Origin of the sequence: Bacillus cereus group sp. BfR-BA-01356, from assembly GCF_022663635.1 — a bacterium.
Classification (GTDB): Bacteria; Bacillota; Bacilli; order Bacillales; family Bacillaceae_G; genus Bacillus_A; species Bacillus_A cereus.
Genome location: NZ_JAKUFX010000013.1, coordinates 1 through 13,569, shown reverse-complemented (window position 1 = coordinate 13,569; position 13,569 = coordinate 1). Strand labels below are relative to the sequence as shown.

Genomic DNA, 13,569 nt, shown 5'->3' with positions numbered 1-13,569 from the left:
GATAAATATGTTAAGAAAGAAAATTAAGTTTATACCGCAAATGACATCTTTTGATTGTGGACCTAGTTGTCTAGCAATGATTATGCATTATTACGGTTTAGCAGTACAAGCTTGGGAAATTAGAAACAGTAAAATTATTAATAAAAAATCGTCATGGAGTTTGTTGGACATAAAAAAAGTTAGTGAATCGTATGGACTCTCTGCAACTGCATATAGGATAGAAAATATAACTGATTTACAAAGGATACAAAAGCCGATGATAGCATTTTGGGGCTTTAATCATTTTGTAATTATTGAAAGGGTTAAAGAAAATAAATTTTATATTGTAGATCCTAAGGCAGGGCCAATGGTAATCAATATAAGAAGTTTTGAAGAGATGTTTTGTAACTATATTTTAGTAATAGAAAACAAAGAAGATATACAGCCAAATATTAAAAAGCGTGAAAAACATATACTACTTAGATATATTGATCATTTTGTATCCCCTAGTCAGATTCTTTTACTAGCACTATTAGTATTATTAGCACAAATCTCAATTTTTGCTTTCCCTTTTATTTTGAAAAAGTTTATGGATATTTTGAATGCTTCAAAGGAAGTTGATGTAAAATATCTTTTAATTATTTTGGGGAGTTTAATAGTTGTTATAGGGATAAAATCTATAACTTCAATTATAAAAGTAAAATTTCAAAAAGAAATTGATAGAAAAAGTACAACAAAAGTTTTTGAGCATATGTTTAATATCCCCATAGAAAAGATTACTACACGTCACGCAGGTGATTTAAATGTAAGAATCATGAGTCTAGAGTCAATACGAGGATATATTTTAGAAGATCTAATTGAAATGATTATATCAATAGTAGTTATCATTCCATTATTGATGTATCTATTATATACTGAGACTTTTTATACTTTAATATTGATGTTTTTTATTGCCAGTTCCCTATTCATCAATATTTCCTTAGGAAAATTTATATATAATGCTAATTTAGTCGAAACGTATTACCTAGGAGAACATAGAGGGAAAATTAATGAATCATTAAAAGCGATGTATTATGTAAAGGCCACGGGGATTTTTTCTAGAATTAAATCTGTATGGAAAAAAGATTATAATAAATATCTAGATACGGTACATAAAAGAGTGCTAAAACAAAATGCTTTAGAATCATTTAATAGCTCCCTATCAACAATATTTATTATCATAATGCTTGCTGTAGGATTTTATAATTTTAGTAAGGGAGAAGGGGATTTAAGTAATATTTTCTTCTTTATTGCCATATCTAGTATTATATTTTCTCCGGTTTCAACGATTATAGGATCAATTTTAAATTGGAATTCAGTTAAACCTCTTTTATTAAGAACTTTAGATATCTTGGAAGAGGTGTTAGAAAAAAATGGATCGGATACCGAAGTAGACATTCTTAGAGGCTCAATTCAATTCAATAATATTTCGTTTAGTTTTGATGATAAAAAAATAATAGAAAACTTAAGTTTAAACATTAAAAATAACGAAAGTATTGCTATTGTTGGAGAAAGTGGCAGCGGTAAATCCACTTTGGCTAACTTATTATTAAAATTACATACTCCCGATAAGGGTAATATATTAATAGACGATAGAGATATTAAAGATTGGAACAGTGAGGAACTAAGAAAAAAGGTAGGACTAATGACCCAGGATGGAGTTCTTTTTAGAGGAAGTCTATTTGAGAATTTATCTTACTTTGATATAAATTATGACCCTTTAAAAACCCAGAATGCTATAGATAAATTGAATTTAAGTAATTATATTCAATTTCAAAGTGTAACTGATATTTTTATATCTGAGGGAGGAACAAATTTCTCCGGTGGCCAAAGACAAAGGTTAGCAATGTTACGCCTGTTCATGAAAGAATATCCGATTCTTATTTTAGATGAACCAACTAACCATTTAGATAGAGAAACAGCAAATACTGTTATTGAAAATATATTTTCCTTATCATCCACTAAGATTATTATCACTCATGACGAAAGTATTTTAGAACGTGTAGATAGAGTTTATGAGCTTACTGATAAAAAATTAAAACAACGAGAAATATTTTCGAAATCCAAGTTGCAAACATTAGGTAAAGGATAAATAGAGTATCTAATAAGTCGAGGACTTATTAGATACTTACTTTTATTTTGGAATGAGGAAGTGAGGAACAAAATGAAATTAGCAATTCAAACTAAAAATTTAACAAAATCTTTTGATAATCAATCCATTGTCAGAGATTTAAGCTTATCTGTTCCTGAAGGAAGTTTATATGCTTTTATTGGACCAAATGGTGCAGGGAAAACAACAACAATGCGAATGTTATTAGGATTAATTCCATTAGATAAAGGAACGATATTATTTAATAACAAAGATATCAAAGAATGGAAAGAAAAATTATTTGAAAATGTGGGTTGTTTTATTGACTCACCTACCTATTATCCTAATTTAACAGCTTATGAAAATTTAGCCTATGTACAAAAAATGATTAATAAACCTTTAGAAGAAATAGATAGAGTATTAAAAACTACAGGAATATATAAAGCAAAGGATAAAAAAGTGAAAGATTTTTCTTTAGGAATGAAACAAAGGCTAGGTATTTCCTTTGCTATTCTTAATAATCCTAAAATACTAATTCTGGACGAGCCGACAAATGGATTAGACCCAGAGGGAGTACATGAGATTAGACGCTTGTTACTTCATTTAGTAAAAAATGAGGGGAAGACTATATTTATCTCTAGTCATAATTTAGCTGAAATTGAAATGATAGCAGATCACATAGCGTTACTACATAAGGGTAGCTTACTCTATGAAGGGAATTTAAACAGTATTATTACCTCTGGAGAATATATTATTCATGTTAATGATACAACTGTCACAGAAAGAATTTTGAATGCAGAGGGTATATCTTATAGCATAGAAAAAGAAGGGGTATTCAAGCTAATAATAGATCAAAACAGTGTTCCTAGTTTAACTAGAATATTAATTAGGAATGATATAGATATTTTTGAAGTTAGCCCTAAAAAGCCAACGTTAGAGGAAGTATTTTTATCTTTAACTAAACAAAAGGAGCTACTATAATAATGCAATTTATCTTTAAAAGTGTGAATAGTGAGATGAGGAAAATTGGTGGGAAAAAATTATTATTATTTTCTTTGTTTTTTTCATTATTATCAAGCTTTTTGTGTATAAGTTATTTTATTTTTAACAAGAATAACCCTGACATGTTTCAATCTACAAATCTTATAGCAATTACAGTTAACTTTAATACACTAACGTTAAGCATTTTTTCTGCTTGTATGTGGTATTTTATTATTTCTTCTGAAAATAAATATGGTACTTGGGCTATTATTTATACAAAGCCAATTTCAAAATTCAAGTTATTGGTAGCTAAAAATCTATTGTTTATACTGCTCTATTTGATCTTTAATATTTTAAATTTTACAGTTGTAGGTATCTATATTTTTATAAATGGATATGAAATACCCATACTGTATTTTTTAAAAATGTTGTTACTTTGTACCATTTTATCTTTAGCAATACCATATTCTCAATTGCTTTTTCATTTAATTATAAAAAAGGGAATTCTAGCAGCATCCTTGTCAGTTATTTGGATTTTCTTTAGCGTAACATATGGATTATTCCCTGCAATATTCACAAAGACATTTCCAATATTTTATGCATTGAATATAGTAAGTGACGTAATGATTAAAAAACCAACTATTTTAATATATCTTGCAAGTTCTTCAATATATATTTTAGGAATTATGTTATTAAGTGTGAGTTTTAAATATTATACATATGAATAATAAAGGGTGAAATAAGTGGGTATTTTAGGTGAATATAAAAAAAGTCTTCATAATGGGTTGTATATCCTGTTACTAGTATTTTTGTTGATACCAATAAGTTTTCAAGTTTTTTTAACTGTATTGTCTCAAGTAAAAGATGGCGTTGACATGCATATAGCGATTCTAAGTCTTTTTTGTAGATTATTTTTACCAATTGCAATAGGTCTATTAGTGTCATTTTCTTTTGTAAACGAATTCAGAAGAAAAGGATATATGTCTGCTATTTATCATGGAGTTACTTTAAAAACTATATTAAGTAATAAGTTTTTGTTTTGTTCAATAATTACTTTTTGTTATTTAATATGTGCTTTAGTCATAACTAGTATACCTATAGTATTAACGGTTGATAGTCTCGGGACTGTTTATCAAAGTTTAAGTTTTTCTATACTTTTTATGGTAATTAGCTCTCTAATTATAGTGAATCTACATTTTTTAATAAATATAATATTCTATAAAATCCCTCTACTTTCATTATTAGTAGGAGTTATAGGTGGACTGGGTAGTTTTTTTATCTCTCATACAAACTATTGGATACTATTTCCTTGGTCATATCCAATTATGAGTCTTTATATGAATAGCATTGAACCAAAACAGTTGTATATTATTCTTATTGTATATCTATTAACATTACTAAGTTGTATATTTATTATTAAAAAATCAATGCAATGGAATTAAAGTTAAAATAAGAAGAGTAGTATTATTAATAATAAAGCGTGTTGTAGTTGCTATAAGCTGAATCTCGTTACGTTAAGTGAAGTAATAAGACAAGCTGATTAAGTACTATTTAATTCAAAGAAGCTAAAATATGAAGAATGTAACTTATGTCTGATAGAATATCTATTAAAAATTCACCATATGAAAAAGGTAGCTGTACAAAAAGTACAGCTACCTTTTTTTACAAAATCATTCGTATACAAGAGCAACCTTAGCGTAAACTTGCGCTTAATGGTACTTGAGAATAAATTGTGAAATTGTCACTATAAGTACCATGTTTAGAAAATGTGGAAGAAATAGAACTGTTCCAACTCGTGTAGATAGATCCAGATGTATCTGCTCTTAGAAGTACGTTTGAAAAGCTAGCTTGGCTAAATGAATTACGTCCAGTATCTTCAACGCCCTGAACCATTTTTACTGGTTCGTATTGAGAAAATGAGCCATATACAGGCTGATTTGTATATCTAGGGATTCCATTTACATACATAGTAACCGTACCATTGCCGTTATTAATTATTTTAAGGTTTACTCGATCACCATCTTTAATTGATGTATCATATTGTGTGTTCCAATACTTATTGTTTTGACCTGATTCATTATATCCTGAATTAAGAAATACTTTATATCCACTTGGTGTTTTTGAAATACCACCTTCAACTTTAGATGCTCCAATACCTAAATACCAATTCACATATCCATCCTTAACAACAACTGATTTTGGTAGGTTTATATCAGTTGCAATTCCAGTATAATTACTATTTGTAACACTTTTTACAGCACCTTCTGTAGCTGCAAAACTTGTAGTTGAAAACATTGATAGAGAAATTAGAAGTGAACCGACTAGATACATCATTTTTTTCTTACTTTTCCTTAATACTTGATTCATTTTTAAATCCCCCTTATTTTTAATTATTAAATTGTATTAAAAGTTGGCCAACTAACTAAGACTTACAAACCAAAGATACATTAGGTTTAATTAAATGTATATATTTTCCTGTCATAAGTCATTGAAATGTCAAGTAAATTAGATGTTTCACATTTATCAATATAGGGGGAGTTGACAGCATGAAGTGTTATGTGTATTTAAAATTATGAAGGTTTTGTTAAAAATAAGATTAAAGCTTATAAATTTGTTGGGTATAATATGTATTACGATTTATTTAGGAGAGATAAATATGAATGGAATACCAGGAGTTTTTCAAAAGATATATTTGAAATTCTGAGAAATAAAATAAAAACAAATGAAATAAATGAATTGCTTGTGTTAAAGAATTTATTGGAATAGTTAGTAGGTAAAGGGAAATATATGATTTAAAAGGCGTGGAATTCTCATATAAAAAGAAGAAAGGTGGGCAGTTATGGAAAAGACAAGATCAAAGTTAAATAATGCAACTATTGAAGGGGGTATAGAGACATTAAAAGATGAAAATGAATGTTTACGTATGGAAATCGATTATTTAAAAAAGTTAAAGGCCTTACTTCAAAAAGAGAAGAAATTACAGAACAAGACTAAGTGGAAGTTTTAGTCTATCATTCTACGTACAATTATAGTAACGTGAATAGTCCGAAACAAATTTGTTTCGGACTAAGGGTTCAATATTCAATCCGGTGTATTCACCATTTTTATAAAAAGTTGAATTTTCTGATTTTATAACTAAGAAAAATGTATTACATTAATTAATAGATACTTCTACAGAGACACTAGGAATTGTTGGTGCTGGTGTATCTCTACCATTAGAAGAAGATTGTTGAGGTGCATGTAAACTATTCGTGCTATATGCTAATGCACTTATTACTACCATTTTTTTCATTAATAATAAGAATATAATGAATATTTAAAGTGTCCTTATTCTGTTGATATAGTCAATTTGTTTTAAAACAGACCGTCTGTAATAGACGGTCTGTTGTTTGTTATGGTTGGCGACTGCTATTCTTTTACTCAACTCATATTATATTTAATTGAAGTATTGAGAATAGAAGAATAGGAGTAGAAAAATTAATGTTTTTCCAAATAATTTATTGAATAGACTTAAAGGGATAAACAGCTCTCCTATGGTAAGGCTTTTGAGTTTATTCCTGTTTGGGTTTTTTAAAAATTCTTTAAATGTTTGAAAGTTTATTTTATTAATGAAAGACCAACTTGGCATAGCTTTTATGTCTGAATCTATTTTGAAAATGATATGAATACTATGTGTATGAAAGCTGCCTATACTTAAAATAAGCATAAATCCTAAAATAATGAACCAAGTCATTTTTTAGCACCTCCTTTCAGTATTTAATATTAAGATATTAATAACGGTGAGGAAGTGTGCTATTGTCCATGAAAAATATTGAGAAATTGTTGAGGAAACGTTGAGACTGTTGCAATGCAATCGATCGTAGGATAGTTAACTATGCTTGTCCTGTTATATTTGTTAAAAAAGGAAAGAGAACAGTTGCGTAGACTGTTCTCTTAAGGAGCGGAAGTGCTGAACATTTTTCAATGACAATGATTCAAGCCTTCCAATTATAGTGTGTACAAATAATTACAATTCATACAAAGAGGCAGGTGTAAATTATTCATACATTAAAATTACTTTATTATAGATTGAGTGTATTACAAAGTACAAAGAGCACTTTTCAAAAGTGCTCTTTGTAAGGCGTACCATTAAGGACTTGAAAGAGGCATCATTGTCAATTCGAAAGGAGATATCTATATACAACATATGAAGATGATTTGAAAGGGTGACGATAAAAACAAAAAGACCAGTAAGGATGTACCGATTGCTCAGATTCAAGGAATTGGAGAGGGGGATTTATATTGTTAGGGAATTTTTTGAATGCTATTCCATTATGATAAACTATGCAGATGAATAATAAGAGTGAAGTTGTAAATTTATCATCTATAGTGTAATCTTCACCATTTGAAATAGGAACTCTTAAAATGTTATCCTGAGAAACTAGATGCGATCAATCATGTTGATAATCAAGTGCTTCGTCCTTTATAGAACCTGGGGAGGCATATGCCGCTGTAATTCTTCAGTAAACGTAAGCATTTAAAAATTCATAAAGAAATGCTATCCCTTCCTATAATTCTACAGAAAGGATAACATTTTTTTGCTTTATGGGTGGTATAAAACTTTAGCTTGATAGCGCTGTGATAATGCCCCATTTAAACAAATTTCCCTTTTCCATACTGATAATGCCCTTTTTTAGAGTCATCCTATCAGCATGTCGAAGATTAGGAGATTACTTGCAAGAGTCTTGGAATTATTGCAACCGTGCTGTGTTATAATTCTAAAGTACTGACATTTCATGTAGGACTTATAGATGTCGGTTTGACATATGAAATGTAAAATCAATCCGTCATTTTGAAGGTTCAGGCTACCATTATTTAAACTAACATTCACACTAAAAGAAGTACAAGGAGGAAGGTATATCTATTAAAATAGTGAGGTATACCAAATTAGAAATGAACATTAAATTTAATAAAAAAGTAGTAGCATTCACGGCAGGATTAACGGTATTATCTTCACCATTGGTATCGTTTGCAGAGGAACAACAATCAGTAAACAATAAGCAATCTACAAGCCTTCAAGTGCAAGAGAACACAGACCAAATTCAAACAACAGATGAACAGGCTTTAAAAAGTATTGAAGCTAGTTTTGAAGAGGTAGACGGACGTGGTGGAGGTACTGTCGACAATAAGAAAGCAGATAGTCTTCAACGCTCAGAGGGTATTCATGAAGAAACAGGCACATTAACTGTTCCTAACAATTCAAACAGAACAAAACGTAGTCTGTCTCCCATATCACCTAGCACCTCTAGTACAATAAACGGTGTTCCATTCACTGAATGGATTGTTCCAACAGGTAACGATAATATTCGTCCTCAAAACTACATGAGTCCAAAGTATATTACAATTCATGAGACTGATAATACAAGTGTAGGAGCAGGTGCTAGAAACCATGCTCAATACCTATATAACCAAGCAGTAGGTAACACGGACCGAGCTGCATCGTGGCATTTTACAGTAGACGATAAAGAGATTTATCAACATCTACCATTAAACGAGAACGGATGGCACGCAGGAGACGGTGATGGTCCAGGTAATAGAGAATCTATTGCAATTGAAATCGCAGTTAACAGTGACGGAAACTACAGTAAAGCAGTAGATAACGCTAAGAAACTTGTAGCTTATTTAATGAAAGAAACTGGTGTACCGTTAAATAACATTGTAAAACACCAAAAATGGAGCGGTAAAATCTGCCCTGCTAACATGATTAATAATGGGCAATGGGATGTATTCGTAAATAGCGTTGAGGGATATTATAATAATCTTTATCAACCAAAAGATGACATTACAGGAGGTTGGTATGAAGAAGCTATTCGAGAGTTAAATAGAAGGGGTATTATGATAGGGGAAGGAAACGGAGTTTTCGCACCCAATAGAGCGATAACAAGAGCCGAATTTGCTCAATTAATCTCTAAATCTCTAAACCTGCCAGCTGGAGATGCTTCATTTAAAGACCTAAACGATGCAAATTCAACTTTACGAGATGGTATTAAACGTACTGCAAGTGCAGGTATCATTCAAGGTAGAGGAGATGGTTATTTTGACCCAAACACACCTATTACAAGAGAAGAATCAGCAATTATTGTAAACAAGGCTTTACAGTATAAAGGTATATGGGGACCAGTTGTAAACCTACCATTCTCAGACAAAGACCAAATTAGCTATAAAGAAGATGTACAAAGATTGTATGGCTTAGGTATTGTCAAAGGTAAGGGTGAAAATCAATACGACCCTAAAGGAACAACAACTCGTGGTGAAACAGCAACATTCATTCTAAATATGCTACAAGTAATTGAAAATGGCAGTGTTGAAAAGGTAGTTGGAACGGCTCAAATTAATGGTATTGGGGTAAATGTTCGAAGCGGGTCAGGTACAAACTATTCTATTGTTAGAAAGACAAGTAAAGGCGAAAAAGTTACAGTATATGAAGAAAAGAATGGTTGGCTAAGAATTGGAACAGGTCAGTGGATTTATTATGACTCTAGTTATATCGATTATAACAGATTATAAAAGACTAAATACTTAAAAGAACAGGTCATATTTGGATATAGAACTTACTCTCAGGTTGTGAAGAAGACTTTCTTCACAACCTGTTTTTGTGACTGGCCCCTCTATTACCTATCAATACTGATGAAAAGAGGAGAAGGAGAGATTCATTATGGTGCTGGAATTGGGAAATCATCGTAATTAGCGTGTATGCAATTAGAGGCTAAGGTTTTTCTGATAATTAAGTGGAGGTCACTATACATACCCATCCAGCCCATATTTTGAAATACCTTAAAACGAAAAAATGAGCTGTTTTGTTACAAGTTAGCACAAAATTTCGTTCTGAGGGTACTATAAAACCTTCGCTTGATAGTAAAGAGATAACATTAACTTTGTTGCCTAGAATTGCTTGTGCAAGATGTGGGTAGATTCGAAATTTATAGGCTTTATTAATCATCACTTGATTCATCTTCATTTTGGTATGTGTCTTCTTGGCTAAAATGATAAAAAATGCAAAAAGAACTTGTAGGCATCACTACAAGTTCTTTTTTAGATAATATAGAAAGGTGAAACAAACTATCTCATTACTCGTAACAGGGAAACTATCTTACTTAAGGCTTGGTTTCATTATATAACAAATATCAACATGCAGAGTTTTAATGCGTGAAAATTATGTGAATTCGCAAATGAAATTTTATCTTTACTCCTTAAAAATTCGAATTATTCATTTTCCACCCTTAAATCAACGTTGAACGGATTAACAATATTTGCTAAAAGACTGAAAAAACATTATTATAATGTAATATAAAGTAATTCATATAGTGAAAAGGTAAAAAAATTTACATATCACTTATTGAACGTTTCAAGGAGTTGGTTCAAGGAATATGCGGAGGATTGGATATTTCTATTGTTGCAATGGAATGCGACAAAGACCACGTTCACTTGTTCTTAAATACACCACCAACACTTAGTCCTGCTGATACAATGGCAAAAATTAAAGGAGTGACATCAAAACGTTTGAGAGAAGAATTTTCACATCTTCAACACTTGCCGAGCCTATGGACGCGTTCTTATTTTGTTTCTATTGCTGGAAGTGTATCAAGTGAGACAATAAAACATTATGTTGAAAATCAAAAAACGAGGGGGTGAAACTTGTGCCACAAACCATCACGGTTAAAGTTAAATTGCTTCCAACAAAAGAACAAATCATGCTATTGGAACAAAGTAGCCACGAGTATATAAAAGTCATTAATGCTCTTGTATCTGAAATGGTTGAAGCAAAGAAAAGCACGAAGAAAAGTACAAAGGATATTGAGGCCAATATCCCAAGTGCGGCGAAAAATCAAGCAATTAAAGATGCGAAAAGTGTGTTTTCTACAAAGGTAAAAAGAGTAAATACAAAATCGTTCCGATTCTAAAAAGACCTGTTTGTGTATGGAATAACCAAAACTATTCATTTGACTTCACACACATTTCAATTCCGTTTATGGTAAACGGAAAGTCAACTCGTTTAAAGGTTCGCGCTTTATTAATCGACAAATATAATCGCAATTTCGAATTGCTGAAGCACAAGTTAGGTACACTTCGTATCACGAAGAAATCTGCTAAATGGATTGCTCAAATATCTGTCACGATTCCTACAAACGAAAAAACGGGAACAAAGATTTTAGGAGTAGACTTAGGTCTCAAAGTTCCTGCGGTAGCCATCACAGATGATGATAAAGTTTGTTTCTTCGGGAACGGTAGGCAAAATAAATTTATGAAACGTAAGTTTCGTAGTGTTCGCAAGAAATTAGGAGAAGCTAAGAAACTGAATGCCCTTCGTCAACTTGATGATAAAGAACAAAGATGGATGCAAGACCAAGACCACAAAGTAAGTCGTGGAATCGTTGATTTTGCAACGGATAATAATATTTCTGTCATTCGATTAGAGCAACTAACGAACATTAGACAGACGGCACGAACAAGCCGTAAAAACGAAAAAAATCTACACACTTGGTCATTCCATCGTTTAGCACAATTCATCGAGTACAAAGCGACATTAGTTGGCATAAAGGTCGAATATGTGAACCCTTCTTATACAAGTCAAACATGTCCGAAATGTTCTGGAAAGAACAAGGCGCAAGACAGAAAATACAAGTGTCAATGTGGGTTTGAGAAATATCGTGATATCGTTGGGGCGATGAATATCCGCTACGCAACTGTGGTTGGCGGTAATAGTCAATCAGCCTAAGAACCTATATGGTCTGTCTTAGGAGGGGTGATGGCACACTCTCATCTTGAAGGCTGTTCAAAACAGAAATGGACTGCGAATGCTTAGTCATTCAAGAATCCCATCCGTTACACCGCAAGGTATAGGACTTGCGGCTTTAGCCGTGGGAGTGTCAAAAGGAGCAGCAGCGTATGTACGAAGAAATACAAGAGTGAGATGAAGAAAAAGAGAGTAAAGTGGAAACTAAAAAAGCAAAATGGTACGAGGAGTACATTTTATAGGTAGAAATTTAAATTATTGAAAAACCAAAATATAGAAGGGAAAATAAAAGACGCTAGTTGGCGTCTTTTATTTATCATCATTAGTGAAACTTCACTGGTGATTACTATTAATATTAAAATATCTGATCTTGGGATTAACTTATTAGATGATACTATTGATTGTATAAAATCTGACAAATGACTAAAGATAATAAAAAAATTCTTGATACAAAAATCTAAATTGTATAATATGTAGTTATAGTGTTATTTGTTGAATTCCGTTTATTCCCACGCCTTATGTGTTGTGGTTGAGTTGCAGAAGCAAGTTGTGTTCTTGTTTCAATTTTGAAAGGGCTTCTTTGAGCCGATTAGTGCATATATAGCTAATTTTGTTATGCACATTTTTAATCGACTTGAAGAAGTCCTTTTTATGTTGTTTTCAAGTTGCAGGTGGGATTATTTATGATTCATAACATAACAAAAAGATATAAAATAATGTTTGAATAGTATTAGTTGATCTAAAAGAGTAATCTAAAGAGCCCGATGATATATTGATTGATATAGATAAGTTATTAGGGAGTACAAATGAAGAACTACGATATAAATCATGTGATGGTAGTTTATACAGGGGAAAAGGAAGAACTAAGTGATATGTATACTTGGAGCTTCCTTTTTTATTGCAATTAGAAATCTGGTAGGAATAATTATGCATATAAAAATGATTTAGCGGAAAAATTTTATTTAATTTCAATACATAGAAGAAAAAGGAAAAAACAAATTCATAAAGGGCTAGTTTAAGTACGATTCATTTGCATAATTGAGAGGGGAAATGTATTGGTGAAACGTCTTGTTTCTTGCTGACCAAGGGAATGCAGAATGATTAGTAAAGAGTAAGAGCGTATTACTACTCTCACAAAGGAAATTACATTAGAAAAGGGTCTGTCAGTGTTTACAATTTATTTGTTACATCGGTCTAAAAGAATTTGGATGGAGAAGTAAATGCTAAGTGAGAACATGAATAACATTTCTAGAACTTGAACAATTGTGCTTTTTGTGAATAGTGAAAATCAGAAGTAGAAGAGGCACAAGCGTTAAAGTGGACTGCAAAAGTGACAGAAAGAGAACAAGGACTAACATTATTTATAAAGATATCTAATAAGAAGTGCTATCGGATTTATATAGAAGGAGGGATAATACCAGAAAATATATAAATGTATATAAAATTTGAGGTGAATCCACCTAATTTCTATACATTAGTTGAATCAAATAATAGATGACTAGGGAGTGTATAACATCCATTTCCCAGTTAAATTTTCTTAGATAAATAGCATGAAATACAGTATGTTCTCACTCATTTGTATAAGGATAAAATAGCCTTTTTCTGTGAAAAGACTTGAATTAACATTCCAAACTTCATATTTACTATAGGGAGCAGTAACCTTGATATGCGTATCTAGTGACTTAAAAAAGGCATAAATAAATAAGCC

General features: G+C 31.2%; 10 protein-coding genes and 3 pseudogenes. 9 read left to right on the top strand and 4 right to left on the bottom strand.

The window, feature by feature from the left end:
* The first annotated feature begins 7 nt into the window (after nt 1–7).
* The 4 genes from MR168_RS07290 to MR168_RS07275 all read left to right on the top strand — a co-directional run bounded on the left by MR168_RS07290 (nt 8) and on the right by MR168_RS07275 (nt 4,530).
* Nucleotides 8–2,110 carry a peptidase domain-containing ABC transporter gene (locus MR168_RS07290; RefSeq protein ID WP_242291215.1) on the top strand — a complete coding sequence of 701 codons (2,103 nt, stop codon included), beginning with the start codon at nt 8–10 and terminating at the stop codon, nt 2,108–2,110.
* Between the two features lie 72 nt (nt 2,111–2,182).
* A complete protein-coding gene (locus MR168_RS07285) occupies nt 2,183–3,088 on the top strand; it encodes an ABC transporter ATP-binding protein (protein WP_086412029.1) in 906 nt (301 codons plus the stop codon).
* Nucleotides 3,089–3,090: 2 nt separating this feature from the next.
* Nucleotides 3,091–3,816, top strand: coding sequence for an ABC transporter permease (locus MR168_RS07280; protein ID WP_086412028.1), 726 nt, complete (start codon nt 3,091–3,093; stop codon nt 3,814–3,816).
* A 15-nt stretch (nt 3,817–3,831) separates the two neighbouring features.
* Nucleotides 3,832–4,530 carry an ABC-2 family transporter permease gene (locus MR168_RS07275; RefSeq protein WP_086412027.1) on the top strand — a complete coding sequence of 233 codons (699 nt, stop codon included), beginning with the start codon at nt 3,832–3,834 and terminating at the stop codon, nt 4,528–4,530.
* A 250-nt stretch (nt 4,531–4,780) separates the two neighbouring features.
* On the opposite strand, the gene MR168_RS07270 is transcribed toward MR168_RS07275, so the two are convergent.
* A complete protein-coding gene (locus tag MR168_RS07270; protein WP_086412026.1) occupies nt 4,781–5,455 on the bottom strand; it encodes a hypothetical protein in 675 nt (224 codons plus the stop codon).
* A 472-nt stretch (nt 5,456–5,927) separates the two neighbouring features.
* Between MR168_RS07270 and MR168_RS07265 the strand changes: the two genes are divergently transcribed.
* Nucleotides 5,928–6,095, top strand: coding sequence for a hypothetical protein (locus MR168_RS07265; protein ID WP_000416174.1), 168 nt, complete (start codon nt 5,928–5,930; stop codon nt 6,093–6,095).
* A gap of 147 nt (nt 6,096–6,242) precedes the next feature.
* Here MR168_RS07265 and MR168_RS07260 read toward each other — a convergent pair whose 3' ends face one another.
* On the bottom strand, nt 6,243–6,371 hold the full coding sequence (locus MR168_RS07260) for a hypothetical protein (RefSeq protein ID WP_001988227.1): 129 nt from the start codon (nt 6,369–6,371) through the stop codon (nt 6,243–6,245).
* 153 nt (nt 6,372–6,524) lie between these two features.
* Complete coding sequence (locus MR168_RS07255) at nt 6,525–6,821, bottom strand: hypothetical protein (protein ID WP_000219741.1); 297 nt, start codon at nt 6,819–6,821, stop codon at nt 6,525–6,527.
* Nucleotides 6,822–8,020: 1,199 nt separating this feature from the next.
* Here MR168_RS07255 and MR168_RS07250 point away from each other — a divergent pair.
* Nucleotides 8,021–9,634, top strand: a complete 1,614-nt coding sequence (locus tag MR168_RS07250; protein WP_086412047.1) for an S-layer homology domain-containing protein — start codon at nt 8,021–8,023, stop codon at nt 9,632–9,634.
* Between the two features lie 367 nt (nt 9,635–10,001).
* On the opposite strand, the pseudogene MR168_RS33885 reads toward MR168_RS07250, so the two are convergent.
* Nucleotides 10,002–10,070, bottom strand: a pseudogene (locus MR168_RS33885) (helix-turn-helix domain-containing protein); the annotation flags it as partial.
* A gap of 392 nt (nt 10,071–10,462) precedes the next feature.
* On the opposite strand from MR168_RS33885, the pseudogene tnpA reads away from it, so the two are divergent.
* The 3 genes and pseudogenes from tnpA to MR168_RS07235 form a co-directional block, all read left to right on the top strand.
* Nucleotides 10,463–10,759 (top strand): annotated as a pseudogene (tnpA, locus tag MR168_RS07245) (IS200/IS605 family transposase); the annotation flags it as partial.
* 5 nt (nt 10,760–10,764) lie between these two features.
* Nucleotides 10,765–11,843 (top strand): annotated as a pseudogene (locus MR168_RS07240) (RNA-guided endonuclease TnpB family protein).
* A gap of 46 nt (nt 11,844–11,889) precedes the next feature.
* On the top strand, nt 11,890–12,042 hold the full coding sequence (locus MR168_RS07235; RefSeq protein WP_165851671.1) for a hypothetical protein: 153 nt from the start codon (nt 11,890–11,892) through the stop codon (nt 12,040–12,042).
* Nucleotides 12,043–13,569 lie beyond the last annotated feature (1,527 nt).